Source organism: Streptomyces sp. KLMMK (assembly GCF_036961605.1).
GTDB classification, from domain to species: domain Bacteria; phylum Actinomycetota; class Actinomycetes; order Streptomycetales; family Streptomycetaceae; genus Streptomyces; species Streptomyces telluris.
In genome coordinates, this window is sequence record NZ_JBAMDC010000019.1 from 1 (window position 1) to 25,528 (window position 25,528).

Here is a 25,528-nt window from a genome sequence, read left to right on the forward strand (position 1 = left end):
ACGAGGGCAGTATTCCTCACCTACGAAGCCGAAAGCCTGATCGCCTCCGGCGCTATCGACCAGGCCGCGCACACCGCGCACCAGGCGCTCACCATGGCGCGGCAGATCGGCGCCCCGCGCTGCATCGAGCTGATCCATGGCCTCGTGCCTTCCTTCACCGGGCGTCGTGCGGTCGAAGGGGTACCGGAGCTGCTGGAACTCACCCGCGCGAGCTGCTCCTCCGCCCTCGGGCGGGAGGCCCGGCATGGCTACGGCCGTACGGGCCGGGGAGCCGTCGTCAAACAAGGTGTCCGCCTGGCCGTGGAGCACGGCGGCGGCCGGGGCGATCAGGGCGCTGGCGAGGAGCGCGAGAACCGCGCGGGCCGGGTGCTCTAAGTCGATCGGCTCTTCCTCGCGAGAGTGCCAGCCGGTCACCGCCCACGCGGATGCCGGCGACGGGCGTGGTGCCGGGCATCGCTTCTGGCTGCGCCCCCGATGGTGGGTCCCGATGACCTGGGCCTCGGTGGGCAGGGGACGGCGACTGGTCAGCTCGTGAGGAGGCTGAGGAGGTGGTCCGCGTCGGCGAGATCCGCTATGACGTGGTCAGCTCCTGCGGTTTTCAGGCTCGCGGCTGTCGTCGTTCCTGAGGCGACGCCGATGATTTTAGCGCCCCCTTCAATTCCCGTGCGGACGTCCTGGAGGGAGTCCCCGATGATGACCGTGTTGTTTCGGTTGAATGGCTGTCCGTGCGCGGCTTCGGCTCGCTGTTGTGCGATGCGTACCAGTGCTGGGCGGTGGGAGTCATCTGAGGCGTAGGCTCCCACGGTTGTATCGAGGTAGCTGGTCAGCCCGAACGTCTCCAGTTTGATCAGTGCGCTGTCCTTGAGGTTGCCGGTGACCACGGTCGGGATGAGCTGTGGGGCCTGCTGCACTGCCTTGAGTGCCGTTACCGCGCCAGGCATCAGGTGGCCGTTCTTGCGGAGTTCTGCCTGGTGGCGGCGTAGCTGGGCGGGCATCTTTTCGGTGATGCGCGCGATGAGCTGGTCGAGGGCAGGGGCCGGTACGTCGTTGGCGAGGAGGAGGTCGCGGACCGCGCAGGGCATGGTCACTCCGGTCCCTCGTTCGGGCAGTGCCTGCGGCGGTCGGCCGATGACTTCTTCGAAGATCTCCCGGTAGACGAGTCGGTCGGTTTCGCCAATATAGAGGAGGGTCCGGTCGATGTCCCACAGCACTAGGATCATCGGGCGGCTCGTTCCTTCATGGCGGTTCGTCCTCGTTCCAGAAGGGAGTGGGCCGGGGCAGTGTGGAATCGGTGGGCTTCGTGAAGCATGGAGTGGAGGTGCTCGTCCAGGCGGGCGGAGTGGATGCCGTTCGCGAGGGTGAGGACCTCCTCACCGGTGGCGCATCCGGCATCGGCGTCTCCGGCGCGCATCTGGGCGGTGGCGGCGCGGGAGAGGAACTGGGCGCGGGTGCGGGTGTCTTCGGGGTTGAGGGCGCCGCGGGCGTCAGCGAAGGCCTCTGCGGCTTCGGCGGGGCGCGCGAGTTCCAGGTAGCAGCTGCCGCGCTGGCCGAGGATTTCTCCCTGGTTGATCCAGTAGAGCCAGTGGGGGTCGTGCTCGCCAGGACCCCGCATGCGCCATTGTTCGGCTTCGTCGAGGGCTGCCAGGGCGTGCCGTTCTTCGCGTAGCCGGGCGTGGCCGCGGGCCTGGCGTGTCAGGAGCATGGCGTGCAGGGCGGGTGAGTCCTGGTCGCTGATGCCCTTGCGTGCGGTCCGTGCGGCGGTGATGGCGTTGCGGGGGTCGCCGACGGAGTAGCCGTGGATGGCGAGGAAGGACAGTGCGGCGGCCTTGAGTCGGGAGTCGCCGGATGCGTGGGCTGCTCGCAGGGCGCCCAGGAAGAGGTGCTGTGCCGCGGTGTGTGCGCCGCTGTCGAAGGTGTACCAGCCGGTCTGGATGGCGGTGTCGGCGGTCACTGCCGCGAGCCTGCGCCCTGTGTCTTCGTCGTAGGTGCCGTGTTTGACCAGTCTGAGGAGGACTTTCAGGTGTGCTCGGGCTGTGCCGGCGAGTGTTCCGCTGCCGCTGGTGGCATCGACCTGCCGCAGCGCATCGGTGGTGGCCTGCAGAGAGGTGATGAGAGGGGCGGTCACTCTCGTGCCGTCAGGGGCGAAGGCGGCCATCGCTTCTGCGGGGGCGATGGCTGACTGCAGGACGTACTGCGTGAGCCCGGCACCTCCCAGTGCTGCCAGCACGCTGCGACGCTTCATGACACCTCCGGCGGCCTCTTCCAGTGAAGTCACCATACGGGCCGTTGTCCACGGCAGAGCGGGGTCAGGGGTGGTGGAAATGGCCGCTTGTTCCGGTGTTCGGAAGGGTGTCAGGAGCAGCGGGCGCAGGTCTGCGGGCAGGCCGAGGCCGTTGAGGAAGTCGATGATGGCGTCCCGGCTTCCGAGTTGTTTGCGGCCGTTTTCCAGGTCGGAGATGTAGGACTGGGTCAGCCCTGTCAGGGAGCGCACCGTCATCTGCGACACGCCTGCGCGGCGGCGTACCAGCCGCAGCACTTCGCCGAATTCCCAGGCCGACAGGGCACGCATGACGTGCTCGTCCCGCCAGGCGCGGTCGGGGATCCGGGGGGCGGCTGCCGTGCGGGAGCAGGAGGCGCACAGAGGTTCGGGGTTGTACTGGCTCAGCGCGTTCCCGCACTGGGCGCAGTTGCGCTTCGGTGTCTTCATGGTGGCACCCGCCATACCTCGTGAGACCCAACTGAAGTGTGAGGGAAGCGTATTCGGAATCCGATATCGCTGTAGCGATATCGCCGTGGCGATGAGACCGGAACAAGATCGCCTTCAGACTCATGCCTCCGCAGGACAGTGATGTCCGGCATGGCGAGGAGCAGGCTTCGTCAAGGCCCCCCCGGAAGCGCACGGCAGGGTCAAGGCAGCTTGGCCCCCTCGCGGCAGGCAGAGACCGACCTCAGAGGAGACGCATCATGGCGGGCGTTACCCCCCTAGTTGCCGGCTGTCCTCTTCCCGTGGGGAGGAGCTGATGCTTCAGGAGGAAGGGGCCGCGCCGTATACCCCACGCCCCTCCAGGCGGGGCCTGCCGGCATCAGCGCGCACCACGACACCAGCCTTCAGCACGGTACGGGCCCTGGGCACGGGTGACGTCCAGCAGGGCACTACAGGGCTGCTGGCCACGGGACTCGTACGGCTGGAACGCCTGGCCGACCGCGATGCTGCGGCCCGCTTCGCCACCCGGGTGATGCGGGTCCAGCGGATCACGGGCAGCGGCCCCGATGGCCTGACGTCCACCGGCAGCTCCGGCGGCCCGCAGGCCTGTGCCCGCAGCACCATGCATGTGCCCGGTGGCCCGGCGACCGCGGAGGCGGACCTGGCAGAGCCGCCCCGCCTGCTGCTCCTGGCCTGCCTGCGCGCCCCCGCACAAGGAGTGCCGGTGCATCTGGTGGATGGGCGGCGGGCCTATCGCGAGTTGCAGCGGCGCTACCCGGTCTCGGCGGTGGTGTTCGCGGATGAGGCGACGGCTCTGTTCGCCGGACGCGGTGGTGGCGTGCGCGGCCCGGTGTTCGCTCGCAGGGCTGACGGGCGGGTGGCCTTCCGGCTCGGGGTGAGGGGGTGTGTGCGGTGGTGTCCGGCGGCTGCTGTGCGCCTGTGCGATCTAGATGAGGCGGTGCGGCTGGCGTCCTGTCTGGTGCGCCTGCGTGCCGGGGAGGGTCTTCTCCTGGACAATCACCGGTGGGCTTCCTGTCATCTGCCCGTCGGCGGACCGCATCTCCTAGTCCGCGCGGCCGGACTCGAGCAGCGCTCCCATACGCTGCCCTATGGTTTCCGGCCCGCGTCCCTGGTCGTACGGGGCAGGCGCCATGGCTGAAGCGCGCTCCTGGCAAAGCACAAGGGCGGATGCTGCGACGAGCCTCCGGTCGTTCCCTGTCCGTGTGCAGCAGGTCCGGTGGTGCGGTGGGTCAGCGCTGGGTGGGGGTGTCCCAGTAGTGGTGGAGCATTTCTGCGGGCCAGTCGGGTGTGGTGACGGTGCTGCGGGGTCCCATCTGCGGGAAGTAGGGGGCCAGGTCCACGACCGGGGTGCCATCGATGGCATCGAGGTCGGTGACGTGCAGGTCGCGGCCTTTGACGCGCAGGAGGCGGGGGAAGGACAGGGCGAGCTGGTTGGGGCGGCGGTGGTTGCGGTGGACGAAGGTGCCGGTCGCCGGCCACCGGGCGTCGCCGCGGGGGCTGCGGGCGTGCAGAGCGACGTCGTCGGGTGTGGCGCGGTGGAAGTGCCAGACGACGGTGAGATGGGAAAACTCCTCGATGCCCTGCAGGGTTTCCAGAGGGTATTGCGGGTGGAGCCGGATGATCGCTTCGATGCCGCCCTGGTAGTCGTCGGCCGGTGTGGTGTGGCCGCCGACGACGGTGGCGATGCTGTGGATCTCAAAGGACTTGGCGGGCATCGTTTCCCTTTCCCTCACCCCGGGCGGCCTCCGGTCGTCAGGATCCCCGCCCTGTGCGCTGTCATGGCTGGGTCAGCCTACGCGGGTCAGTGCGGCCCGGGCCCTGGCATCGAGGTCGGTAGCAGCGGGGTTTCCGCGGCGGCGGAAGGGCGACAGCGCGCGGCGCATGTGCACGACGGTGTCGCGGGCGCGTCCGGAGTGGATGCCGCCCATGGCGTCCAGGGCCTGGTTCCAGGTGGCGCAGGCGGCTTCGAGGGATCCTTGCTGAGCCTGGATGGCGCCGAGGTAGCCGAGGGTGACCGTGTGGGTCCGGGCGAAGGCTTGCTGGCGGCGGGTGCGAACGCTGCGCCGGAACTCGCGCTCGGCCGCGGGGAGGTCGGCGATGTCGCGGAGGGTGCAGGCCGTTTCGTGGGCGAGGCTGGCCTCGGCGAAGAACCAGACCCGTCCCGGCTCGTCGTCGCCTTCCCGGGCGTTGCTCAGGTCGTTCTCCGCGCGGAGCAGGGCGTCGAGTGCGTCCTTCTTGCGGCCGGCGGCGGCGAGGCTGCGCGCATGGACCACGCCCAGGAGGGCCTTCTCCCGGTGACTGGCCTGTGTGTAGCGTCCGCGTTCCAGGGAAGCGCCGGCCAGGGTTACGGCTGCGCGGGGGTGCCCCAGGTCCACGGCCTGGTGGGCCATTGCGCGCAGGATGTGGCCGGCCAGGGGGGCGTCGTCGGCTTCGGCGGCGAGGCGGACGGCCAGGGTGAAGTACCCCTGAGCCCGGGCGTGTTCGCCGGCGTCGAAGGCGGTCCATCCGGCCAGGTAGGCCGCTTCTCCGGCGGCGGTGAACATGTGCTGGCGTACCTGTTCGGTGAGGAAGCGGCCGTTGAGATAGGTGGCGATGTCGGTGCGCAGGTAGGCCACGAGGGCGGCGCGTGCGTCGCCGCCGCCGCGGCGCTGGTCGCGTCGGGAGAAGAAGGAGACCATCTCGCGCACGCTGTCCACGTCCCCTGCGTCGACCGGGCGGGTGGAGGCGGGGCGGCGTTCGCGGGCTTGCCGGGGGGCCTGGTCCCACCAGGCGGGATCGGGGAGTATCAGCCCGGCCACGGAGTAGGCCGTGCCGGTCAGTATCTGCCTGCGCTCCATGTCCAGGTCCTTCCCCGTGGTGTCCATCAGCGCGCTGAGCGGGTCGGTGCCCCACGAGGCCACCGGTCCGCCCTGGCTGCTGGTCAGGCCGATCTCGGCCGGGGTGATGGTGCGTCCCAGGCCGCGCGAGAGCGTCTCGCACAAGATAGGGGGCGCCTTCCCGCTGGGCTGCGCGCCGCGGATCCACTGGTTGATGTGCGAGCGCGTCGTGCCGGCCAGCTCGGGGGCCCCGGCTTCCCGTGCGACGCGGGCAAAGTGCCGGGCCGTCTGTGCCTGAGACCAGCCCACTTCCCCGATCGCCGCCGCGAGCTTGGCGTTGCGTGTGTGCGCCATCGGTGCGCCCCTGTCCACGAAACGATCTTTACCAGCTTTACCCGGCCCCTCGCGCTCCCGCCGGTGCCCACGAGCGATCAGAGACGGTTTCCTCAGCACCACGATATCGGCCAACTCGGTTTACGCCACGGGAGGTTCACTCCCTGCGGCGCCTTGCCAGGGTGTGCCCGCATGGGGCGCGGTGAGGGGCCAGGACCCCGGAGGAGCAGATGACGGTGATCACCAGGGCACGCGGGCACGTCGGCCCCCTGCCCGGCTGGCAGCCTGCAGCCCCCGGTGCAGGAATGCCGCCTGCGCTGCGCAAACGCCCCCGCTTAAGGGCTGAGCACATCGAAAGCAGGGGAGTTGCACCCCGCCAGGAAGCGATCGGGCAGGCCCGCCACGCCGTGCGCTCCACTCTCGCCCGCTGGGCGGTCGAACCGGACATCGGCTTCGACACGGAACTGGTACTCAGCGAACTGCTGGCCAACGCCCTCCAGCACGCCACCCCCGCATGCGGTGAGGAGATCGGCCTGAGCGTCGCCGAGTCCGGGGGCATGGTGCTGGTCGAAGTCGAGGACGGCGGCACCAAAGGCGGCACCGCGCCGCCGTCGCTGGCCTGCCCGGACGACGACGCCGAACACGGACGCGGGCTGCTGCTGGTGGAGTCACTGGCCCTGTGGGGCTGGCGCACCCTGGCCAACGGCCACCGCTGCACATGGGCCTGCCTCACGCCATCCACCGGCAGCAGGAACGGCAGACGCCCATGAGGACCAGCACACTCTCATTCGCCCCCAGCAGCACACCCTGCTGGTGCGCCGACCCGGACCGCAGAAGCCGGTGTCCTGGCCCGCGCAGTCAGCGTCCGGCACGGGCAGGCGACGTCCGTTGCGACGCTGGCGGGGCTTCGGAAGCCGGCCCGGGCCGCGCTCAACCTGACCGAGCTCGCCGAGAGACCACCATGAAGACGACGGCACCCGAACGCGACGCCCTGCCCCTGACATCACCTGTGGAGAACTGGAGCACCATGTCGATTTCCGGCTCGGCAGATCACCCCGCCAGAGCTTTCGCGGTGAAACTGACCGCGAGGGAGAGCGCGGTCATGCAGCACGTCGCTCGCGGCGCCAGTGATGCGGAGGCCGCCAAGGCCCTGGGCGTGCAGCCGGGGACGGTCACGCGTCACCTGACCTCCATCGGCGACAAGCTGCTCGCGCGCAGCCGCCCGGTCAAAGTCCATGCCGCGATCGTGACAGGTGCGCTGCAACCCCCGGCGCCGCTCCCCGTTCCGTGGGACATCACTGAGGAGGAGCGCCGTACCTGGCAGGCGGTGGCCACCCGGGCCAGGCCCGGGCAGATTGCCCAGTTCCTGGGCTTGTCCGAACCGGAAGCCCGCGTGCGCATCCATAACCTGACGGACCGGGCCAAGGCCCGCAATTCGGCACACCTGGTGTGGCTCGGTCACGCCTACCAGGTACTGAAAGCCACGCACACCGTCGTCCCGCCGGACGAGTAACCCCACCGGCCCGAGAACTCGCGCCGCCCCGTTCGCCCCCAAGCTCTTCCCCTCCCCCTGCCTATCCCTCTCTCCCCTTGTACCTCCCGGTGGCGCCTGCGCTGCCGCCTGGTCCGCGCCACCATGTCTGGAGCCATCCGCTATGTACACCTCTGCCGCAAAGGTCGCTCTCTTTGATCTGGATGGCACGCTGACCGATCAGCGCACCGCCTTCGTCCGCTGGGCAGGCGAGTTCAGCGCCTGTCACGGCATCCCGCTGGCGGACATTCACCGAGCCGACCATGAACGCGGCGAGGCCCGGCACGAGTTCTTCGGCGCCCTCCAGAAGGCCTTCGCGATCCCGGCCTCCGTTGAGGATCTCCACCGCCAGTACCGGCGGCGGTCGGCCGAGCTGGTGCCCTACCGGCCGGCGGTCTGTGATGCCCTGGACCGGCTGGTGGCGGACGGCTGGAGCCTGGGGGTGGTGACCAACGGCGCTCCGGCCGCCCAGCGGCTCAAGTTGCGCATGGCCCGGCTCGCCGCGTACTTCCCGCGGGCTGTGGTCGTCTCCGGCGACTACGGCGTGCGCAAGCCCGACCCGGCCCTGCTGCACATCGCTCTCGATGCCCTCCAGGCCGGTGACGGGCCCGCAGTGATGGTCGGGGACACGCTGGAGACCGACATCGTGGCCGGCATGCGTGCCGGACTGGACACCGTGTGGATCTCCGGCGAAACCATCGCCGACAGCGCCATCACCGGCGCCTCCCCCACGCACACAACATCCTCGGTCGTGGAGGCCGTCGACTGGCTGCTGTCCCCCGCATACCGCCCCACGGCCAGCAGCCAGCCCCGCCCCGGCGCCCCCGCTCTGGCCAGCGTCCTGCGCACCTGAGCCCTGCCGCTCCTCCTTCCGTCTGGAAGCACCAAGTCCTGCATGGCGCTGGCAGGGCCCGAACCACCAGACGGTGCACCACCCCTGTGCCCGTCGCTCCGTACCGCGGTACACCCCAGCGCGCCCGCCACACACCGACTCCCGAGGACTACGCCATGCCTGCACCCCGTCTGAGACCCTCACCGGCCACTGCCCTGACCCTCGCCTTGCCCCTCCGGACCCGTCCAGCCGACATCGACGCCGGCGGCAATGCGCAGCCCCGCGACGGCCTGACCGTGTTCTTGGTGGAGGCTGCGTCGGCCTTGCTGGTGCCGGGTCGGGCACGAGTGGGGGTGGTGGTGGATGCGTGAGCAACTGCTGCGTGTGCTGGTGATCGCGGCGACCGACGGGTTCGCCGGTGCGCTTCCTCTAAGTGGGGCGGCGGTGCGGGTGCTGGAACTCAACCGGCACCTGGCCGAAAGTGACCTGGGCGTGCAGGTTGAGGTCCTGCTCTATGACCGCGGTCGCAGCCCGGGCTCCGAGCCGGTGGCCGGCTGGCCGTTCCCCTGCACGTATCTCTCCCCCGGCGACTTCTGCAGTCCCCAGCGCCTGCGGCAGCTGGTGCTGGAGCGGCGCCCGGAGGTCCTCGTCCTCGATGACAGTGCACTGGTGGTGCGTTGCGGCCGGCAGCTCGCCGACCTGGTGGGTGCGTCGCTGGTGTACGAGATGCGCGCCGTCGAGCACGAGCCTCTGCTGTCGCCCCGCCGTCGGGTCGGGGTGCAGGCGGAGGCGATCCAGCTGGCGGATGCTGTGGTGGCGCTGACCGGCCGGGATCTGCGGCACGCGGTCGATACCGGGGCCGGGCAGGTGAGCATCGTCCCCGCCGGTACCGCCCCCGCGCCTGTGACCGGCGGCTGGGTGCAAGAAGGGCCGGTGGCGATGGCCGCCGACTTCACGCGCTCCGGCAACGCCCAGGCGCTCCTGACACTCCACGCACGCCTGCCCCAGGGCATACCGGTGGCCGTCTACGGCCGTTTCCCCCCGTCCCTGCCGCCGACCGTGCCCAGATTCGAGCTGCACGGGCCTGTCCCCGACCTCGCCGCGATCCTGACCGGGGCCTCGGCCGGGATCGCCTGCCACAGCGAGGCCTCTGGCATGCGGGCGCAGGTCCTGGCCTACATGGCTGCGGGGCTGCCGGTGATCGCCACTCCCGAGGCGCTGGCCGGGTTCCCGCGCACGTGGGAATTCGCGCTGGTCTCCGAGCAGCCCGCCATGGCCGACCTCCCGAGCCTGCTCGACCAGTTGCATGGGCATCCGTCGCGGGCCCGCGCGCGGGGGCGCCGCGGTCGGCGCCTTGCCGAAGGCCCCCTGTCCTGGGGGAGCATCGCCACGCGGGCAGCCTCCGCATACAGGTCGGTGCGCCCGGCCCGTGCCGGAAGCCAGCCCCGTTCCGAGGTGCAGGCGCTGGCCGAGCGGGCCATCACCGGCGGGCAGCCGGCGGGGGCTTCGCCCCTCAGCCCTGTTCTGGGCCCGGGGTCCGGGCGCGAGAGGGTGACGGCCTCGTGACTTCCCTCCCCACCGTGATCAACCCCTACCGGGTGCATGCTGCTCCGCGCGGGATCAGCATGCAGCGTCCGAGGCGCCCGGTGCCGCTGGGTGGTGTGCACCGGGCACGATGCGGCATCGAATGGAATGCCGTCAGGGTTCCCGCAGCCGAGGGTATGCGTGCCCTGGACCGGATCGGCCCGGACCCCGGACCGGTCCTCGCCGGCGCCTGCGGCACCTGGGCCTTCCTCATCCCCCTCACCCCGAATCCCGACTGGACGCAGCTGCGCGGCGTCCGCCTGATGCGCAAGGGAGCCGTCCTCGAACTACCCCTCCCCAGCGCCCGCGGCTCCGACAGGGATCTGCACTGGATCGTCCGCCCCGGTGGCACCACGAACCCCAAGAAGCTCTTCGCGGCCCTGGCCACGACCCGGCCAGCACCGACCCGCCGCGCTGCTTCCCCGGGACGGAGGGCCAAGTGATGGCCCGATCTCCGTTAGGAGTTGAGGGGGCTGCCGTGCCATCTGCTGCTTTGTGCTCGGCGGTCCTGACGCCGGTGCTGTCGCCGGGTGAGGTGCGGGCTCTGGCGGCGGCCCGGTTCATCGGCTTTCCGCACCGCACCGTGATCGCGCTCATCGCAAGCGGCTGGACCCGGCGGGAGACCGCCCGGGCACTGCAGCTCACGCCCGGCACCGTCGCCTCATATCTGGTCACGGCGGCACAGGTACTGGGGTCGTCCCCGCGGGCGCCCGCAGTGGTGCATGCCGCCTACTGCCACCCCTCCTACCCCACCCCGCCACGCAGCATCGACAGCGCGCCGCGGCTGACGCCCGGTGAACGGGCCGTGCTGCTCAACCACGCCAGAGGCGGACCTCGATCCGGTGACAGGACGCTGCTGATCAAGCTCAGGGCCCGCAGCCCCGCCCAGGCTGTCGACCTCGCCTGGCGCTGGGGTCTCCTCAGCAGCAGCCACCCTCCCGCCGCCGCCAACGGCACGGCCGTGCCGGCACCGGCCAGCATCATCCCCCGCGGCACCGGCTCGAAGCCGTGACGCCGTGACCGCGCCCCACTCCCCCGCGCACCAGAACGACCATGCAGACAAGGAACGGTGAGCATGACCAGCAGCACCCCCGCGACCACAACATCCCCTGCTGCGAGTGCCGCAGGGCAGCGGCCGGCTGCCGTCAGGGCCCTGAGGGCCGCGCTGCGCGCCGGCGGGACGCAGCCGGTCCTGAAGAGCAGCAGCACACCTCCTGCCGTGACCGTGATCCTCCCGCAAGACGACACCGGGACGTTCTTCCTTCCCACCGGTGAAGGGCTCGCCCCGGATGCGGCCCGTGCGCTCGGCCAGGCGCTTCTGCGGTGGAACGTCGCAGCCGAGGTCAGCGTCGTCGACCTCGCCGGCGCCCCGGCCCTGCAGATCGCCCTCACCTCCCTCTTGGATGCCGAACGTCTGGCCGGGCTGGTCAGGGAACACCTGCCCGAGCCGCACGCGGCCGCCCACCAACTACGCGAGGCCCTGCACGCCGCCGGTATCCACGCCGATGACCTTCGTGCTGAAGCTCAGGGCCATCAGGGCCTGGTCAGGATCGGTGGAATCAGCGCCGAGAGCGCAGCGGTGCTGTGTCATGTGCTGAGCGGCCGAGAGTGCGAGGACCTCGACCTGGAGGAGTGGCCGGACCTGCATCAGCTGGCTGACCGCCTCGCCATCGACGTGCAGACCCTGCTGTCCGACCCAGTGGATGTCAAGGCCAACCCAGCCTGCACCCGGTGCCAGCACTCCCGCTCCCACGAGGTCACTCTCGGCACCCTCACCCCCCGTGCAGCTCGGCGTCTGGCCGCCGCCGTTGAGGCCGCTGCGACGGGGGTGAAGCCGTGAGGCCGGTGTATGTGATGCGTCCTGCCGAGCGGCGCGACGAGCCGGCCATCGTCGGCCTGGTCACCGACCGTATCAACTCCCTCGACCCGGGCCCCGATGACCGCCGTGATCTTGAGGATCACCGCAGCCGCGTGCAGGACCTGCTCGTGGCGACCGAGGAAGAGCGGCCGCTGGTGTGGGTACTCACCGAAGACACCCACCTGCTCGGAGTCGTCCTCCTGCTCCCCGGCATCACCGCCTGTGGCTGGAGCACGGAGCAGCAGGCTGAACCGGCGCTGGCCGTCGGGGCGATGTTCACTCATCCTGCGACGCGGCCGGAGCGGCTGGGCCGGTTGATCACCTGGTGGGCGGCCGACTACGCCGCCCGCCATACTTCGGCCACCTGGCTGCGCGCCCAGACCCCCTCCGAGCGCCTCATGCGCTACGCCCGCGACGAAGTCGGCTGCGAGGTCGCCGGCACCGCGCAGCACCAGGGCCGCGACGTGCACCTCCTGCAGAGCCGCGCACGCCGGATCAACAACCTGCACGCCTTCATCGCCGATTCCGGTGGAGCCTGTGAAGCCTCCTCCCCGTCTCGGCCGGAGCGCCGCGACGGGCTGTCTCCAAGGACATCATCATGGTGAATCCGGCGACGGTGGCGGACCCGTGGGCCGCCCACGGGCACCAGCGGGCGCTGGCTGAAGCCGCGCGCACCGCACGGGACCGGTTCTTCTGGGACGCGTACGACAGCTATGGTCCCGGGCCGGAGATCCTGGGCCCTCTCCAGGGCCGCCGGGTGGTGGACATCGGCTGCGGCACCGGGCTGCCCCTCGCCCACCTCGTCCAGCAGCACGGAGCTACCGGTGTGGGTGTGGACAGCTCGCCGACGGCTGCCGGGCTCGCCCGCCACCGCTTCGGGCATCTGCCCGGCCTGCAGTACGTGACGGAGGACGCCGTACGCCACCTCGCCCACCGGCCCGGGGTCTACGACGTGTGCCTCTCGCGATTCGGCGCCGCCTGCTTCACCGACCCCCACCAGGTCCTGGCCGCGGCCGCCGCGGCGCTGCGCCCGGGCGGCCAGCTGGTGATCGCCACGATGGCCCAAGACGCCGACAGCGCTCCGGCCCACTCCTGCCCCGTCTCCGCGCCGTCCCTCCTGCCCCAGCCGGACGGCACCACCGTGACACTCCCCCGCTGGGTTCTCTCCTCCGCGCTGTGGCAGTCCCTGCTGGCAGACAACTTCACCATCCAGCACCTCACCCGCCTCGCCAACCCACACCACCCCCGCCGACCGATCCCCTCACTTCTCATCCGCGCCCAACGCCGCTGACCTCGCCCGCCACTCTGACCACGCCTGGAGCACCATGAGCACGCCCGCCCAACCCGCCGCCACCCCGCAGCCCCCTGGCGCCCTGACACCGCCCGAAAGCGCAGCGTCCTGGAAGGAGAGACGACACGCACTGCTGACACTGGGCGGGTTACTTACGGCCACCTTGGCAGTGGCCCTGTCGGCATCAGCCACCCAACTCGCCGGCCTGTACGGCGTCACGAACAGCCCGGTGCTGGCCGGCTGGTCACGGGCCACCGGGCCGCTGTGCGCGCTGGCGGCCGGGATCTGGCTCATCCGCGCTCTGCGTGCCACCAGCCAGTGGCAGACCTACCTGGCACTGCCGGTGATCACCGCGGGCTGCATCGCACCGCTCTTGCCCTCCGCGGCCGGGCGAGCGGTGTTCAGCCTCGCCTTCGCCGCCCTGGCCACCTGGCTCACACTGAGCCTGCTGCACCGGCACGGCATCCCACCCCGGCAGGTCCTGCACGACGGGGAGCGCGAGTCGCTGCAGACAAGCGCCGTCAAGTGGCTCCTGGCCGGCGCAGGCATGTACCTCGCCTGCGACCGGACCGTCGCATACTTCGACATCCTGGCCTACCGGCTGCCCTCCCTCGTCCCGGCCCAGTCCCAGACCGAGGTGCTGGGATGGACCGGGACCCTGCTGCCGGTGACCAACGTCGTCTACACGTGCGTGCTCGAAGAGCTGGTCATCGTCGCCGCGGTCGTGCTCCTCACCCGCCGAGCAGGGCTCCCCCTCTGGACCGCATACACGATCAGCATCAGCCTGCGCGTGGCCACCCACCTCTACCTCGGCGCCCCCGGCCTCGCCGCGATCCTCCTCGGCGCAGCAGGCGTGGCCCTCTACATACACACCCAGCGCCTGCTCCCCCTGATGCTCGCCCACCTGATCTACGACCTCCTCCCGGACCCGAAGGAGATCTGGTGATCCCCCGGACCGCCGTTCCTCAGCGCGGCGGGGGCCACGTGGCTGCGAGCGGCCCCGCGACCCTCCGCCCGAAGTCCTCCCGTCGCACGGACGGCCGCCAGCTCCCGGGGGCGGTTTCCTCGAGCCCGCGCCCACGACATCAACTCCACCGAAGGGGTAGCGACATGAGCACATCACCCGTAGAGACGGTGCCTGACGGAGTCGTCCGTCTGGTGCTGATGAACCTGGAGCACGACGGCGGCCCGGAGGAGACGCCCGGCGTGCTACCCGACCGGTGGCGGCAGGCGTACGAGGAGGTCCTGCTGCCGCTGCGGCCTGACTGGGTCGGGCTGACCGAGCTCACGTACTCCCAGACCCGGTCCGACGCCAGCAGCGAGGAGAAGGCCTCGGCCGAGCGGCGCTGGGAGGCGGCCCAGGGTCTGCTGGCCATGCGTGGCTTCCGCGCCAAGATGGGACAGGGCCGCAACCCGGTCGGCGTGCTGGTGCGCGAGTCCACCTTCACTATCGGCGCCCAGTACCACCACCCGCAGGTGTACCGGACTCCCCCCGCGAACGTGCTGCTGCGCCTGCGCGATGAGCCGACGGTGCCGGTCGTCACGGCCGCCTTTCACAGCGCGTTCTGCTCGCCGGTCGCGAGGGAGGCGGAGGCGTTTGAGCTGACGGCCCTGGTGGACAAAGTCAAAGCGCACCACGGCGCCGAACCCGGCCGTCCTCGCGCCGCGTGCTGGCTGTTCGGGGACACCAACGACTACCCCGTACCCGCAGGCGAACCACGGCCCGAGACCGACTGGAACTCCCCTGGCATCACGGACCTGGTGCACCGGCGCCACCGCGCCATCAAGCAGCCGGAAGGGACGTGGAAGAGCTCCACCATCGTGGACGAGGTGATGCTGGACTGCGGCATGCACGACCCCGCCCGGTACGCAGCCCTCCACCTCGGACAGCCCCAGGCGCTGTCCACGACAGCCGGATTCGCCCGCGCCGGGCAAGGCGGCGAGAGCCGCATCGACCGCGGCTACATGGACGCCTGGACTGTCCAGGCCGTGGTGAGCGTCCGCGTCGTGGACATGAGCGGGATCAGCGACCATCACGTCCTGGTCGTCGACCTCTCACGCCGCAGGCTCATCGAAGGCCTGCGCCGGGGCTTCGCTCCGCTGGAGCCTTGGGCACTGATCGCGTGAAGACAACGGACACTTCATTGCCGCTGCCCTGCGGGCCCCCTTACGAGCCGTGGGCCTGTGTGCGGGCCCTCCCCAGGGATTGGCGGAGGCGGTGTGATGGCGCGCAGCACGCGGTCTCTGCCGCGGTGTGGCCGTCTCGACTTTCAGGGAGAGGCTTGCATGGAAGCGTATGACGATTTAGGTGTCCTGGGCGAGTTACTCGCCCAGGGGCCTGGCCTATGGGGCCAAGAACCGCCAGCCGGCTCACCGGCCGTGGTGTGGAGCGGAGCCGGGAGCTCCTCCAGGCACGTTGCTACGGAGCGCTGGCACGTAGAAGAGGCGCAGCTTCTACAGCGGGCGGAGCGCCGAGGGCTGGCGGTTGAGCTGTTGAGCTGTCGCCGTCCGGGACTGTCCCTCGACGACGCTTACAGGGTGCAGTGGTGCGGAGTGGCGCTGCGTGTGGGAGAAGGGGCCCGTGTCGTTGGCCACAAGGTGGGGCTGACCTCCGTGGCCATGCAGCAGCAGATCGGTATCGATGAGCCGGACTCTGGGATCCTCCTGGACTGCATGAGCGTCGCCGATGGCGGGGTTCTTCGTGCGGCTGGTCTGCTGTTGCCGCGTGTGGAGGCGGAGTTCGCCTTCCGGCTCGGGACGGACCTGTGTGGGTCCGGCGTGACGGTGGAGGACGTCCGGGCTGCGGTGGCCGAGGTCTGCCTGGCACTGGAGGTGATCGACAGCCGTTTCGACCTGCAGGGAATCACGCTCGCGGACAGCGTGGCCGACAACGCTGCCTGTGCACGGTTCGTCCTCGGCAACGGCGTACCGCTCCCCGGGTGGTCCCTGGGCGACGAGCGGCTGACGCTCTGCGTCGGCGCGAGTGAAGTCGCTGCTGGAGATGGCCGGGCCGTCCTTGGGGATCCGTTCCGGTCCGTTGCCTGGCTCGCACGGCGCCTTCACGGCTTGGGCACCGGCCTGAAGAGTGGTGACTTGGTGCTGGCCGGAGCCGTGCACGCCAGTATTCCGCTTCCGCTGGGGGCGGCCGTCTCGGTGTCCTCACCCCGCCTTCCTCCGGCGAGCCTGCAGGTTGCGTGATGCACGGCCGCAGCACCCAACGTCGATGAACCCGTTTCCCACGAGAGGATTCCCTATGTCGAAGCGTCCCCAGCTGAGGGCGGCCGTGATCGGCGCTGGCATGCTCGGGATTGACTTGGCCGACCGACTCACCAGGTCGCCCACGATGACCTGTGCGCTCGTCGCGGGACGAAGCACCAGCACGACCGGCCTGCGCCTGGCCGCCCGGATCGGCTGCGCCACCTCCACCGATGGCATTGACGCCGTGACCGGCGCCGACATCGACGTCGTCTTCGATGCCTCGAACGCGGCCGCGCACCCCGCCCACTGGGCCGCGCTTGCTTCCGCTGGTGTCCTGTTGGTGGACCTGACGCCGAGCAGCTCGGGAGCCATGGTCGCCCCGACGGTCAACGGTTTTCGTGCCGAGTCCTCTCGCCACCTGAGCTTGGTCAGCTGCGGAGGACAGGCTGTGCTGCCGGTGCTCGACATGGTGGCCCAGCACTGCGTGCCCCAGTACATCGAGGTCGTCACCACGGTGGCCTCGGCGAGCGCGGGCCGGGCCACCCGGTTGAACCTCGACGAGTACATCGCCACCACGGAATATGCCGTGCGCCAGCTCACCCACGTCCCCCGCGCCAAAGTAATGGCTACTATCAGCCCGGCTCTTCCAGCGCCGGTCTTTCGTGCCGAGGTCACGGTGCTCGCCTCCGACATCCAGCCGGAACCCCTGCGTGCCGGCACGCAGGCCGTCGCCGACGCAGTCCGCGTGTTCGCACCCGGATACGAGGTGGCCTCGTTCACCGTGGACGACCAGCGCATCACGGCCACCGTGAACGTCACCGCCCGTGGCGGCCGGCTGCCCGCGTACGCCGGGAACGTGGAGATCATCAACGCCGCTGCTGTGCTGCTGGCGGAGCGTTACGCGGCTACACGGGAGGTCGAGGCCCTGTGAAGACGAACAAGGGGGGCGTGGTCATCCACGACGCCACGCTCAGGGACGGCCAGCACGCCGTCCGCCACCAGCTCGGCACCGAGCAGTTGCGCCTGTACGCCGAGGCCGCCGACCGGGCCGGTATCCCTGTGCTGGAGGTCGGACACGGCAACGGCCTGGGCGCCTCCTCCCTCCAGATCGGCCGGTCGCGGCTGGAGGACGACGCCATGCTTGCCACCGTCCGCGAGGCCCTCACCAACACACGGATGGGCGTGTTCATAGCTCCGGGATGGGGCACCGGCAGGGACATACGCAAGGCCGTCGACCACGGTGCCGACGTCGTGCGGGTTGCCGCTCACTGCACCGAGTCCAGCCTGACCGAACGACACCTCGGCATGGTGCGTGAACTAGGGGTCGAAGCGCAGGTCGTGCTGCTCATGAGCCACATGACCGACGCGGGCCGACTAGCCGAGGAGTGCACGCGCGCGGCCGGCTTCGGCGCGCAGGCGGTTGGGATCATGGACTCCGCCGGGCACTACCTGCCCGTCGAAGTCTCCGAGCGGATCGCAGCCATCAGCGCGGCGGTCGACGTGCCGGTGATCTTTCACGGACACAACAACCTCTCCATGGCCGTGGCCAACTCCCTTGCCGCCCTCGACGCCGGGGCGACGATCATCGACGCGTGCGCACGGGGGTTCGGGGCCGGGGCCGGGAACACCCAGCTCGAGGTCCTCGCCGCGGTGCTGGACCGCACGGGGCATCCGACCGGCATCGACCTGCGCGCTCTACTCCACGCGGCCGACCTGGCGCAGGAGCATCTGATGCCCGGCCCGCCGACGATCGACTCGGTCAGCGTGATATCGGGCCTGGCGGGCGTGTTCTCCGGCTTCAAGCTGCCGGTGCTGTCGGCCGCCGCTGCCGCAGGCGTCGACCCCATGGACGTTTTCGCCGAGCTGGGCCGACGCCAGGTCGTAGCGGGCCAGGAAGACCTGATCGCGGACGTCATCCGGGCAGTGAAGGAGGCATCGTGACCGACATTGGTAGTAGGCACGGCTCACCGGTGGCAGTGATCTGCGGTCTTGGCACCGCGCTGGCGGACACCGTGGTGGCCAATGAAGAGATCTGCGCACCCATGGCAGGGATCACAGCGGACTGGATCGCCTCGCGGACCGGCATCACCCACCGGGTCCGCGCCGGCCGGGACGTCTCGACCGCTGACCTCGCCGTACAGGCAGGTGCGCGGGCCCTGGCGTCCCACGAGGACACATCGGTGGACGTCTTAGTCCTGGCGACCGCAACCCCCGACCAGCGCCTGCCGGCCACGGCGCCCGAAGTGGCCGCGCGGCTCGGACTGCCCGGCATTCCCGCGTTCGATGTCGCCGCGGCGTGCACCGGTCTCCTGTACGCCTTCGGCGTGGCGAACGCCTTCCTCGTCACCGGAACGGCGCGGCAGGTCCTGGTCGTCGCCGCCGACCGGCTCGCGCACCTGACCGATCCCACGGACCCGGTCTGCACCCCCCTCTTCGGTGACGGTGCCGCGGCGCTGGTGCTGCGCCGCGGCACCGCAGAGGAGCCGGGCGCTCTGGGGCCCATCCTTCTGGGAGCCGACGGGGGGCATGCTGACGCGCTGGTGGTTCCTCACGGCGGCTTCATGCGCATGCGGGGCCCGGAGATGTTCCACCATGCCGTCACCCGCATGTTGCAGGTGTCCCAGCAGGCGGTACTGGCAGCCGGGTGGAGCCTTGAGGATCTCGACCGGTTCGTCCCGCACCAGGCGAATGCCCGGATCACGGCAGCGGTCGGCCGCAGGCTGCGCCTCGACGGGCAGCAGGTCCTGCAGCACATCGAACGTGTGGGGAACACCAGCGCGGCGTCCATCGCCCTCACGCTGGCCGCAGCGTCGGCCGATGGCCGCCTTCGTCCCGGGCATCGCGTGCTGATGACTGCCTTCGGTGCCGGTTTGACCTGGGGGGCCACCACGGTCACCTGGCCCGACCTGAATCCAGCGGCCCACCAGGTGGGTTCGTCCCCTCGACAGGAGGCAGCACCGTGAACCAGTCCTTGAGGGAAATCCTCGTCACCGGTCTGACACTGGATCCGCAGAAGCTGCGCCCGGACGTGCACCTGGAGGAGGCTGGCCTGGACTCCCTGGCCATCGCCGAGCTCGGCCTGCTGCTCCACGAGCGAACAGGGGTGGCCATCGGGGAGGATGTGCTGTCCTCCGCCGTGACCTTGGGAGCTCTCGACCAGCTGGTCGAAGAGCGCCTGGCCGGCAGGTGAGCGCCGTGGTCGCGCCGCTCACCCGGGGAGGCTCTACTTGGCTGATCACTCCGGCATCCCTCAGCCGGTTCGAAACGGCCAGAAGCGCGGGCGCAGATGTTGCCCTGCTTGACCTGGAGGACTCCGTCCCCCAGGGCGGCAAGGAGTCCGCGCGCGCGGCGGCGATCGGCTGCCTCACCCAGGCCGTCGCTGTCGGCGGAACCGCGACGGTGTGGGGGCTGAGGCTGAACGCGCCGGGCACGGTGCACGGGCTGAGGGACCTGGTGGCGGTGGCCGAATCCGGTGTCCGGCCCGCAATACTGCTGGTTCCCAAGGTCGAGTCCCCGCGCGATATCGAGCTTGTCGCTAAGATCCTCGATGCCGACGACGGGCCGCCCCGCATCTGGGCGCTGATCGAGACACCGCGGGCCATCGGGCAGCTGCCCGGCATCCTGGGCGCCCGCTCCCTGGCGGGGGTGGTGTTCGGGGCCGCCGACTATGCCGCCGCCACCGGCTGCCGCCGCAGCAGCCACGCCCTGTGGTACCCGCGCTCGGCCCTTGCGGCCGGTGCGGCCGCCGCGGGCCTGCCGGCCATCGACTCCCCCTACTTCGACATCAACGACGCTGACGGGCTCAGACGAGAAGCCGAGGAGGCCAGCGACCTGGGTTTTACCGGCAAGGGCGCGGTCCATCCCCGGCAGCTTCTCGTTATCCGTGAGGCGTTTCGCCCATCCGCCCAGGAGCTCGCCGAAGCGCAAGCCACGCTCACCGCCGCCGAAACCGCTGGAGGGGTCACGGCTGTGGGCGGCCGCATGGTGGGACCGCCGCTCGTGGCCGCGGCCCGCGCAGTAGCCGGGCGAGCAGGTGACGCCCGTCAGGCGTCCGCATCCAAGGAGGTCCCCCATGGGTAGCGCCGTCCCGCAGGGCTACCGGTCCGTCGGTGAGACCCGCTTCCGTGAGGTGGTCGGGCGCGGCCTGGAGGAGTTCGTCGCCGGCCAGGTGATCGAACACCGGCCCGCCCGGACGGTGACCGGCACCGACCACGCGCTGACGCTGGCGCTCACCGGCAACCCGGCACCGGTCCACTGCGACACCCAATTCTGCGAGCAGACGGGCCGTGACCGGCCGCTGCTCTGCGGGATCGTCACCCTGGGCATCGTGCTGGGCGCCACAGTCCGCAGCACCAGTGGCCTGACTTCCGCAAACCTCGCCCTGGACGGCGTGCGCTTCGAGCACCCGGTGTACGTCGGGGATACCCTCCGCGCGGAGACCGAGATCCTCAACGCCCGGCCCTCCAAGAGCCGCCCGGAAAACGGCGTCGTGACGTGCCGGACCACGGGCTACAACCAGCACGGCCAGCGGGTCCTGTCCTACACCCGCACTTTCCTGGTCCCGGCCGACGCCAGCGTCGTCCGCGACGCCACCGACTACTGACCAAGTGGAGGCAGAACATGCCTGAGGACGCGTCACTGACCGTCGTCGAAGCCGACGACGCCCGGTGGGACGAGTACAACTCCCTGGCCACGCGCAGCTACGGCCACCGCGTCGCGGACATCGCGCGCCTGCGCCCACGCGCCGATGCCCGCGTCGCTCTGCGCGACGGCCGCGTCGTCGCCGGAGGCATCGGCCTGCTGGTCCCCCAGTACTTCGGCGGGCAGCCGGTGCCCAGCGCCAGCCTGGCCTGCGGATGCGTCGCCCCGGAGGAGCGCGGCAGCCACCTGTGGGTCCGCATGGTCGACGAGCGGCTGCGGCCCCTGCAGGAACAGGGCGCGGTCCTGGCCACGGCGTGGAGTACCTCCACCGGCTACGGGAACCGGATGGGCTGGGCCGCACCGACCCAGGTGTTCTCCTGGGCGGTCCCCACCGACGAGCTCAAACGCACCTTCGACGAGACCGGCTTTGAGATCACCTACGGACCGACCCGGCCGGCCCACCGGATGCAGCGCGATCTGGCCGCGCTGTGGAACGGGCCGTGGCAGCGGCCGCACTGGTGGGAGAGCTGGCAGCAGGACGAGCACCCGGACCTCACCAGCTACCGGTTCAACCTGCCGGGCGAAGAGCCAGCGGGCCTGCTGTCCCTGGCCTTTGACCACCATGTGCCCGAAGGGCGGCAGCTGGTGGTCCATGACTTCTGGGCCGCAACATCTCGCGCGGCCGCCGCGATGTTCGCCTTCCTCGGCCGCTACAACAGCCGGATCCCCACGGTCGCGTTCCAGCGCACCGGCCTGCCACCCGTTCCGACGCTGCTGCACAACCTGCACCGCGCCGGCTCGGTGACCGCCCGCACCTGGCACCCCTGGATGCTGCGCATCCTGGACTTGCCCCAGGCTGTGCGTCTGCGCGGCTGGCCGGAGGATCTGGACCTCACCCTCCCACTCGACGTCGTCTGCGAAACCGGCGCCGCCACCCAGCGGTACGTCCTGCAGATCACCAGGGGTGCCGCAGAGCTGGCCCCCACGGCCAGTGAAGGCGGCAGAAGTCTCACGCTCACCCGGCGCCAGTTCGCCATCTGGTACGCGGGGGGCTACCGCACCGCGGCCGCCGCCGCCCTGGCCGGCGTCCACGGGGATCCGCAGGAGATCACGCAGCTCGTGCGCGCCACCTCTGACCGCGAGCCGTGGCTGCCGGAGTACTTCTGACCGTCCCGCCGGACCCTGCCGTACACCGCAGCGGGGGCGCCCGCCGCCCGCCCCGAAGGAGGCTTTGATGACCGGCCGTCGGCCAAAATCGCCGAACAGCGCCCTCGCGCTGCTCCTGACCCGGCACGGGATAAGTCACAAGAGCCTCGCCTTCCGCGTCAACCAGATAGCCGGGCGGAAAGGGCATCCGACGGCGTACAAGCACACCGGCGTCGCGAGGTGGCTCGCCGGGGCGACGCCGAAGGACCCCGTGCCCCAGTTCATCGCCGCCGCGTTGACTGAACGGATCGGCCGTCTCGTCACCGTGGAGGAGATCGGCATGGGAGTGCCCCCCGAAGAGGTGCCGCGAGGATGGGACTTCCCCCGCAATCGCGGCGAGGCCATCGAGGGCACGTGCCTGCACTGGACCGGCCACGACGACGCCAGCCCGGCAGGGGGATTCGCCGCTGCTGGATATGTTCTTCCCGTCACCCGCTGGCTCGCCGTGCCCGCCGATGGCGCCGGATGGGACGACGAGAGCGAGGGCAGCCGACGGGTCAGCCAGGACGATCTGCGAGAGCTCCGGGACGCCGCCGAGCAGGCCCGCTTGTGGGACAGCGGGTTCGGAGGCGGCAACTGGCGATTGAGCTCGGTCACACAGTGCCTGCGCAGGCGCGCCCTCCCTCTGCTCGCCGGCCCCCACTCCGAGCAGACCGGACAGGAACTGTTCTCAATCACCGCGGAGCTGTCCCGCGTCGTTGCATGGGCTGCGTTCGACAGCGGCCACAGCGCCGCAGCACAGCAGCACTTCATCCAGGCACTGCGACTGGCCCGCGCCGGCGGCAACGTGGAGATGGGAACCTACATCCTGACCACCATGGCCCTGCACACCATCCTCGAGGGCGCTCCCGACCAGGCACTCGACATGGCTCAAGGTGCTTTTCACCAAGGACGCCACCACGCCTCCCGCCGGGTACTGGCCTTCGCCAAACTGGCCGAGGCCCGCGCTCTGGCCCGCCTCGGAGATGCCACAGGGGCGTCCTCCGCACTGAGCCGGGCCGAGTCATGGCTCGACAAGATCAAGCCCGGTACCCCCGACCCGCAGTGGATCTCCTACGTCACACACGGCCGCCTTGCAGCCGACGCAATCGAGATCTACCGCGACCTGCAGAATCCCAAAGCCGCGCTGGGGTGGAGCAAGCAGGCAACCGATCTGTCCGACGAGCGCCACGCCCGCGCCGTCGGCCTGCGCCTCGCGGTCGCCGCCACCGCCGCATGCCAGGCCCGCGACCTTGACCAGGCGCTTGACTGCGGCAACCGTGCCCTGGCGCTGCTGTCGCGGGTGAACTCCGCACGAGCGGAGCGCTACTTGCGCGACGCGGCCCACGCCCTGGCTCCCTGGGCCACCGACCCGCGCGTCAGCGACTTCACGGAGGGCCTGGCCCGCCGGCTGTCCCCCACCCCCGTACCGGAAGCCGCCGCCCGATGACCGGGCCCGCGCGGCCGCAGCGGCCAGCTCGGGCGTCCCCGGGCTGGTCCCGTGCGGGACGCGGGCCTCCCGGACGCCCCTGCTCTGATTCCGCGTGCGCGATGCACACATGCGGCACATTCCGGCAAAACTGCTGGCCGCGCCGATCTCCTTCCCTCACCTTCCCACCGATTCGGAGAAGTCCCCCATGACGCACGACGCCTCCTTGCCCCGTGAACTGCGGCACTGGGTGGCCCGTCACCTGCCCGGACTGGACACCGTCACGGACACCTCCTGGCCACGCGGTGACTCGCGCATCTGGCGCGTGACCACCGGCGTGGCAGATGCCTTCGTCAAGCTGTACCCCGGGCCGGAGAAGTTCGCGCGGGAGGTACAGGGCTGCGAGCATGCGGCTCGCGCACTGGCCCCGCACGAGGCTCCGCGCCTCCTCGCCTCAAACCCTGGCCTCCCAGCCGTCATCACCTCTGCGCTGCCCGGGCACGTCGTAAGGGGCCTGCCCCTGCAGGAGGCAGAGGAACGCCGCGTCCACCACCTCGCCGGCCAGCTGCTCAGGCGATGGCACAACCACCCCGAGCCGGTTCCCGCCTCCATGCACGCAAGCATCACCGCGTCGGTGACCGTCCAGGCCGACGAGGCCGCGGCATGCCTGGAGCACCTCGGCGACCAGCTCACCGGCGCCCAGCAGGAACTGGTGCGCGAGGTGTCCCTCGATCTGCCCCGAATCGCCCAGGGGCTTCGAGTGGTCTACCGGCACGGCGACTACTCCCCCCGCAACTGGCTCTGGGATGCGCACAGCGGCCACCACGGCCTGATCGACTTCGAAGAGTCCGCTCCCGGCATCGCGGTCGAGGACCTCGTGTGGCTGTGCGGCGCCGCCTGGCCCACCCGCCCCGACCTCCGCAAGGCATTCCTCACCGGCTACGGCAGCGAGCTGTCAGAGGCGGAGAAGCGCTCTCTGATCCTGTTCACCGCGCGCCTGGCTGTCTCCTACCTGAACACCGGCCTGACGAAGAACGAGACCATGCTCACCGACCGCGGCCGCACCGTCCTCGGCCACATGGTCCACGCCCGGGCCCGGTGGTGAAGATGCAGGTGGATATCCGAAACGTCCGGGCCCTGATGGCCAGAGCCTGTGGGGCAGCGGGGGTCCCGCAGGAGAAGACCGGCTTCGTCGTCGACCACTATCTCGCCGGTGAACTGCGCGGACAGCCCTCGCACGGAGTGGCGAAGTTCTGCTTCGAGTCACGGTTCTTCTCCCACCGAACAGCCGCCCCGCGCATCGAGCGTGAGTACGGCGCCCTGGCGGTCGTCGATGCGCAGCGCGAGATCGGTCCGCTCAGCGCGCACTACGCAGTCGGGCTTGCCGTGCGCAAGGCGCGGGCCCTTGGTGCCGGGGTCATCGGCATGATCAATACACAGCGGTACGGCATCCTCGCGCAGTGGAGCGAGAGCATGGCTGCCGAGGGCCTGATCGGCATCGCCATGAACACCTCCCGTGCCGAGGCGACGGTGCACGGCGGCCGGACTCCTCTCCTGGGTGTGAACCCGATCAGCTTTGCGTTCCCCACGCTCGACGAGCCGTTCGTGGCGGACATGTCCACCACCCTGGCGCCCATGGGGGTGCTGTGGGAGGCCCGGCGCACCGGCGCCCGGCTCCCCCACGACTGCTTCGTTGACGACCAGGGGCAGTTCACCGATGAACCCGATAAGGCGGTCTCCGCGGTGGTCTTCGGTGAACACCGCGGGTTCGCCCTGTCCCTGCTCGTGCAGGTCCTCACCGGATCCCTCTTCGGCTTCCCGATGGGCAGCGGTGTGGATGACACCTGGACCACCGGCTACACCTTCATCGCCCTTGACCCGGCGTTCGGGGGCGCAGCCGCCGGCTGCCCCGCAAGCAACACCAAGCTCCTCGACGCGATGAAGGGTGCGGTCACCCGTGAAGGCGGCCCGGTGCGCCTGCCGGGCCAGATGAGCCGAGAGCGCCTCGCGCGCGCCAAGCGCGCCGGCACGGTCGAGCTCGATGCGGCAGTGCATCGCCGGCTCGTGGCGCGAGCAGAGGGCGACTTCGAATCCGACTGAGTCAC

General features: G+C 70.6%; 27 protein-coding genes and 1 pseudogene. 24 read left to right on the forward strand and 4 right to left on the reverse strand.

All coding sequences use genetic code 11. The annotated features are described in order from the left end of the window. Positions 1 to 375 (forward strand): annotated as a pseudogene (locus tag V7793_RS05950) (hypothetical protein); the annotation flags it as partial. Positions 376 to 524: 149 nt separating this feature from the next. On the opposite strand, the gene V7793_RS05955 reads toward V7793_RS05950, so the two are convergent. Next, a complete protein-coding gene (locus V7793_RS05955) occupies positions 525 to 1,220 on the reverse strand; it encodes an HAD family hydrolase (protein WP_335581840.1) in 696 nt (231 codons plus the stop codon). Beyond that, positions 1,217 to 2,707, reverse strand: a complete 1,491-nt coding sequence (locus tag V7793_RS05960) for a helix-turn-helix domain-containing protein (RefSeq protein WP_335581841.1) — start codon at positions 2,705 to 2,707, stop codon at positions 1,217 to 1,219. Before V7793_RS05960 ends, V7793_RS05955 begins: the two co-directional genes overlap by 4 nt. A gap of 313 nt (positions 2,708 to 3,020) precedes the next feature. On the opposite strand from V7793_RS05960, the gene V7793_RS05965 reads away from it, so the two are divergent. Beyond that, entirely contained in the window at positions 3,021 to 3,863 is an 843-nt protein-coding gene (locus V7793_RS05965; protein WP_335581842.1) for a hypothetical protein, read from the forward strand. A gap of 91 nt (positions 3,864 to 3,954) precedes the next feature. Here V7793_RS05965 and V7793_RS05970 read toward each other — a convergent pair whose 3' ends face one another. Together V7793_RS05970 and V7793_RS05975 are read right to left on the reverse strand one after the other, a co-directional pair. Next, entirely contained in the window at positions 3,955 to 4,440 is a 486-nt protein-coding gene (locus tag V7793_RS05970) for an SAM-dependent methyltransferase (RefSeq protein WP_335581843.1), read from the reverse strand. Between the two features lie 72 nt (positions 4,441 to 4,512). Continuing rightward, entirely contained in the window at positions 4,513 to 5,895 is a 1,383-nt protein-coding gene (locus tag V7793_RS05975) for a Tat pathway signal protein (RefSeq protein WP_335581844.1), read from the reverse strand. A 284-nt stretch (positions 5,896 to 6,179) separates the two neighbouring features. Here V7793_RS05975 and V7793_RS05980 point away from each other — a divergent pair, with 284 nt between their 5' ends. From V7793_RS05980 to V7793_RS06085, 22 genes are all read left to right on the forward strand, one after another. Beyond that, positions 6,180 to 6,644 carry an ATP-binding protein gene (locus V7793_RS05980; RefSeq protein ID WP_335581897.1) on the forward strand — a complete coding sequence of 155 codons (465 nt, stop codon included), beginning with the start codon at positions 6,180 to 6,182 and terminating at the stop codon, positions 6,642 to 6,644. A 191-nt stretch (positions 6,645 to 6,835) separates the two neighbouring features. Continuing rightward, positions 6,836 to 7,387, forward strand: a complete 552-nt coding sequence (locus V7793_RS05985) for a helix-turn-helix transcriptional regulator (protein WP_335581845.1) — start codon at positions 6,836 to 6,838, stop codon at positions 7,385 to 7,387. A gap of 142 nt (positions 7,388 to 7,529) precedes the next feature. Beyond that, on the forward strand, positions 7,530 to 8,258 hold the full coding sequence (locus tag V7793_RS05990; RefSeq protein WP_335581846.1) for an HAD family hydrolase: 729 nt from the start codon (positions 7,530 to 7,532) through the stop codon (positions 8,256 to 8,258). Between the two features lie 342 nt (positions 8,259 to 8,600). Further along, positions 8,601 to 9,803 (forward strand): glycosyltransferase, encoded by a 1,203-nt coding sequence (locus V7793_RS05995; RefSeq protein ID WP_335581847.1) that lies wholly within the window; start codon positions 8,601 to 8,603, stop codon positions 9,801 to 9,803. A gap of 155 nt (positions 9,804 to 9,958) precedes the next feature. Beyond that, positions 9,959 to 10,264 (forward strand): hypothetical protein, encoded by a 306-nt coding sequence (locus tag V7793_RS06000; protein ID WP_335581848.1) that lies wholly within the window; start codon positions 9,959 to 9,961, stop codon positions 10,262 to 10,264. 35 nt (positions 10,265 to 10,299) lie between these two features. Beyond that, positions 10,300 to 10,833, forward strand: coding sequence for a hypothetical protein (locus V7793_RS06005; protein WP_335581849.1), 534 nt, complete (start codon positions 10,300 to 10,302; stop codon positions 10,831 to 10,833). Between the two features lie 63 nt (positions 10,834 to 10,896). Then, on the forward strand, positions 10,897 to 11,661 hold the full coding sequence (locus V7793_RS06010; RefSeq protein ID WP_335581850.1) for a hypothetical protein: 765 nt from the start codon (positions 10,897 to 10,899) through the stop codon (positions 11,659 to 11,661). Then, complete coding sequence (locus V7793_RS06015) at positions 11,658 to 12,284, forward strand: hypothetical protein (protein ID WP_335581851.1); 627 nt, start codon at positions 11,658 to 11,660, stop codon at positions 12,282 to 12,284. The genes V7793_RS06010 and V7793_RS06015 overlap by 4 nt, the downstream gene beginning before the upstream one ends. Next, entirely contained in the window at positions 12,278 to 12,970 is a 693-nt protein-coding gene (locus V7793_RS06020; RefSeq protein ID WP_335581852.1) for a class I SAM-dependent methyltransferase, read from the forward strand. Before V7793_RS06015 ends, V7793_RS06020 begins: the two co-directional genes overlap by 7 nt. A gap of 34 nt (positions 12,971 to 13,004) precedes the next feature. Further along, on the forward strand, positions 13,005 to 13,916 hold the full coding sequence (locus tag V7793_RS06025) for a CPBP family glutamic-type intramembrane protease (protein ID WP_335581853.1): 912 nt from the start codon (positions 13,005 to 13,007) through the stop codon (positions 13,914 to 13,916). Between the two features lie 164 nt (positions 13,917 to 14,080). Then, on the forward strand, positions 14,081 to 15,097 hold the full coding sequence (locus tag V7793_RS06030; RefSeq protein ID WP_335581854.1) for an endonuclease/exonuclease/phosphatase family protein: 1,017 nt from the start codon (positions 14,081 to 14,083) through the stop codon (positions 15,095 to 15,097). Positions 15,098 to 15,583: 486 nt separating this feature from the next. Continuing rightward, a complete protein-coding gene (locus V7793_RS06035; RefSeq protein ID WP_335581855.1) occupies positions 15,584 to 16,168 on the forward strand; it encodes a 2-keto-4-pentenoate hydratase in 585 nt (194 codons plus the stop codon). A gap of 55 nt (positions 16,169 to 16,223) precedes the next feature. Then, positions 16,224 to 17,099: an acetaldehyde dehydrogenase gene (locus V7793_RS06040; RefSeq protein WP_335581856.1), complete on the forward strand. Its 876-nt coding sequence runs from the start codon at positions 16,224 to 16,226 to the stop codon at positions 17,097 to 17,099. Next, the gene (dmpG, locus tag V7793_RS06045) at positions 17,096 to 18,109 is read left to right on the forward strand and encodes a 4-hydroxy-2-oxovalerate aldolase (RefSeq protein WP_335581857.1); all 1,014 of its coding nucleotides are present in this window, start codon (positions 17,096 to 17,098) and stop codon (positions 18,107 to 18,109) included. The genes V7793_RS06040 and dmpG overlap by 4 nt, the downstream gene beginning before the upstream one ends. After that, the gene (locus V7793_RS06050) at positions 18,106 to 19,131 is read left to right on the forward strand and encodes a beta-ketoacyl-ACP synthase 3 (protein WP_335581858.1); all 1,026 of its coding nucleotides are present in this window, start codon (positions 18,106 to 18,108) and stop codon (positions 19,129 to 19,131) included. The genes dmpG and V7793_RS06050 overlap by 4 nt, the downstream gene beginning before the upstream one ends. Continuing rightward, the gene (locus V7793_RS06055; protein WP_335581859.1) at positions 19,128 to 19,358 is read left to right on the forward strand and encodes an acyl carrier protein; all 231 of its coding nucleotides are present in this window, start codon (positions 19,128 to 19,130) and stop codon (positions 19,356 to 19,358) included. The genes V7793_RS06050 and V7793_RS06055 overlap by 4 nt, the downstream gene beginning before the upstream one ends. A 5-nt stretch (positions 19,359 to 19,363) precedes the next feature. Further along, on the forward strand, positions 19,364 to 20,248 hold the full coding sequence (locus V7793_RS06060) for an HpcH/HpaI aldolase/citrate lyase family protein (protein ID WP_335581860.1): 885 nt from the start codon (positions 19,364 to 19,366) through the stop codon (positions 20,246 to 20,248). Beyond that, positions 20,241 to 20,771: a MaoC family dehydratase gene (locus tag V7793_RS06065; protein WP_335581861.1), complete on the forward strand. Its 531-nt coding sequence runs from the start codon at positions 20,241 to 20,243 to the stop codon at positions 20,769 to 20,771. The genes V7793_RS06060 and V7793_RS06065 overlap by 8 nt, the downstream gene beginning before the upstream one ends. A 17-nt stretch (positions 20,772 to 20,788) precedes the next feature. Then, positions 20,789 to 21,976, forward strand: coding sequence for a GNAT family N-acetyltransferase (locus tag V7793_RS06070; protein WP_335581862.1), 1,188 nt, complete (start codon positions 20,789 to 20,791; stop codon positions 21,974 to 21,976). A gap of 67 nt (positions 21,977 to 22,043) precedes the next feature. Continuing rightward, positions 22,044 to 23,444 (forward strand): sporulation associated protein, encoded by a 1,401-nt coding sequence (locus V7793_RS06075; protein WP_335581863.1) that lies wholly within the window; start codon positions 22,044 to 22,046, stop codon positions 23,442 to 23,444. 187 nt (positions 23,445 to 23,631) lie between these two features. Further along, positions 23,632 to 24,528 carry an aminoglycoside phosphotransferase family protein gene (locus V7793_RS06080; RefSeq protein WP_335581864.1) on the forward strand — a complete coding sequence of 299 codons (897 nt, stop codon included), beginning with the start codon at positions 23,632 to 23,634 and terminating at the stop codon, positions 24,526 to 24,528. Positions 24,529 to 24,536: 8 nt separating this feature from the next. Beyond that, entirely contained in the window at positions 24,537 to 25,523 is a 987-nt protein-coding gene (locus tag V7793_RS06085) for an Ldh family oxidoreductase (protein WP_335581865.1), read from the forward strand. The last annotated feature ends 5 nt before the right edge of the window (positions 25,524 to 25,528 follow it).

What these genes read in the sequence shown, in the direction of transcription:
- V7793_RS06010 (WP_335581850.1), top strand. Translation starts at nt 10,897, where the DNA reads ATGACCAGCAGCACCCCCGCGACCACAACATCCCCTGCTGCGAGTGCC.
- V7793_RS06065 (WP_335581861.1), top strand. Translation starts at nt 20,241, where the DNA reads ATGGGTAGCGCCGTCCCGCAGGGCTACCGGTCCGTCGGTGAGACCCGC.
- V7793_RS05985 (WP_335581845.1), top strand. Translation starts at nt 6,836, where the DNA reads ATGAAGACGACGGCACCCGAACGCGACGCCCTGCCCCTGACATCACCT.
- V7793_RS05965 (WP_335581842.1), top strand. Translation starts at nt 3,021, where the DNA reads ATGCTTCAGGAGGAAGGGGCCGCGCCGTATACCCCACGCCCCTCCAGG.
- V7793_RS05990 (WP_335581846.1), top strand. Translation starts at nt 7,530, where the DNA reads ATGTACACCTCTGCCGCAAAGGTCGCTCTCTTTGATCTGGATGGCACG.
- V7793_RS06040 (WP_335581856.1), top strand. Translation starts at nt 16,224, where the DNA reads ATGTCGAAGCGTCCCCAGCTGAGGGCGGCCGTGATCGGCGCTGGCATG.
- V7793_RS06000 (WP_335581848.1), top strand. Translation starts at nt 9,959, where the DNA reads ATGCGTGCCCTGGACCGGATCGGCCCGGACCCCGGACCGGTCCTCGCC.
- V7793_RS05995 (WP_335581847.1), top strand. Translation starts at nt 8,601, where the DNA reads ATGCGTGAGCAACTGCTGCGTGTGCTGGTGATCGCGGCGACCGACGGG.
- V7793_RS05960 (WP_335581841.1), bottom strand. Translation starts at nt 2,707, where the DNA reads ATGAAGACACCGAAGCGCAACTGCGCCCAGTGCGGGAACGCGCTGAGC.
- V7793_RS06070 (WP_335581862.1), top strand. Translation starts at nt 20,789, where the DNA reads ATGCCTGAGGACGCGTCACTGACCGTCGTCGAAGCCGACGACGCCCGG.
- V7793_RS06030 (WP_335581854.1), top strand. Translation starts at nt 14,081, where the DNA reads ATGAGCACATCACCCGTAGAGACGGTGCCTGACGGAGTCGTCCGTCTG.
- V7793_RS05970 (WP_335581843.1), bottom strand. Translation starts at nt 4,440, where the DNA reads ATGCCCGCCAAGTCCTTTGAGATCCACAGCATCGCCACCGTCGTCGGC.
- V7793_RS05975 (WP_335581844.1), bottom strand. Translation starts at nt 5,895, where the DNA reads ATGGCGCACACACGCAACGCCAAGCTCGCGGCGGCGATCGGGGAAGTG.
- V7793_RS05980 (WP_335581897.1), top strand. Translation starts at nt 6,180, where the DNA reads ATGCCGCCTGCGCTGCGCAAACGCCCCCGCTTAAGGGCTGAGCACATC.
- V7793_RS05955 (WP_335581840.1), bottom strand. Translation starts at nt 1,220, where the DNA reads ATGATCCTAGTGCTGTGGGACATCGACCGGACCCTCCTCTATATTGGC.
- V7793_RS06075 (WP_335581863.1), top strand. Translation starts at nt 22,044, where the DNA reads ATGACCGGCCGTCGGCCAAAATCGCCGAACAGCGCCCTCGCGCTGCTC.
- V7793_RS06020 (WP_335581852.1), top strand. Translation starts at nt 12,278, where the DNA reads ATGGTGAATCCGGCGACGGTGGCGGACCCGTGGGCCGCCCACGGGCAC.
- V7793_RS06080 (WP_335581864.1), top strand. Translation starts at nt 23,632, where the DNA reads ATGACGCACGACGCCTCCTTGCCCCGTGAACTGCGGCACTGGGTGGCC.
- V7793_RS06025 (WP_335581853.1), top strand. Translation starts at nt 13,005, where the DNA reads ATGAGCACGCCCGCCCAACCCGCCGCCACCCCGCAGCCCCCTGGCGCC.